Source organism: Loigolactobacillus jiayinensis (assembly GCF_003946445.1).
Lineage (GTDB): Bacteria > Bacillota > Bacilli > Lactobacillales > Lactobacillaceae > Loigolactobacillus > Loigolactobacillus jiayinensis.
Genome location: NZ_RHOF01000027.1, coordinates 1 through 474, shown reverse-complemented (window position 1 = coordinate 474; position 474 = coordinate 1). Strand labels below are relative to the sequence as shown.

The 474-nt window shown below is 44.3% G+C and carries 1 pseudogene; it reads right to left on the bottom strand.

Annotated features, from left to right (window positions below):
• Nucleotides 1-474 (bottom strand): annotated as a pseudogene (locus EKM80_RS14865) (hypothetical protein); the annotation flags it as partial.

The window sequence follows — 474 nt, the reverse complement described above, 5'->3', positions numbered from 1 at the left end:
TTGTTGGGTCTAACGGTTTAACATCATCGGAATCGTTGACACCATCGCCATCAGTATCGGAGTTATCTGGATCAGTGCCTGCTTCACTTTCCTCATCTGAAGTCAGATTATCCGAATCTGGATCGTCTTTATCATCGGAAATTGTTGGGTCTAACGGTTTAACATCATCAGAATCGTTAACACCATCGCCGTCAGTGTCAGAGTTATCTGGGTCGGTGCCGGCTTCAGATTCACCTTCACTATTTAAGCCATCGGAATCTGTATCGTCCTTATCATCAGATACAGCAGGATTGGTTGGATCAATATCATCAGAATCATTGACGCCATCACTGTCAGTGTCCGAGTTATCTGGGTTAGTGCCGGCTTCAGATTCGCCTTCACTATCTAAGCCATCGGAATCTGTATCGTCCTTATCATCAGATACAGCAGGATTGGTTGGATCAATATCATCAGAATCGTTGACACCATCACTAT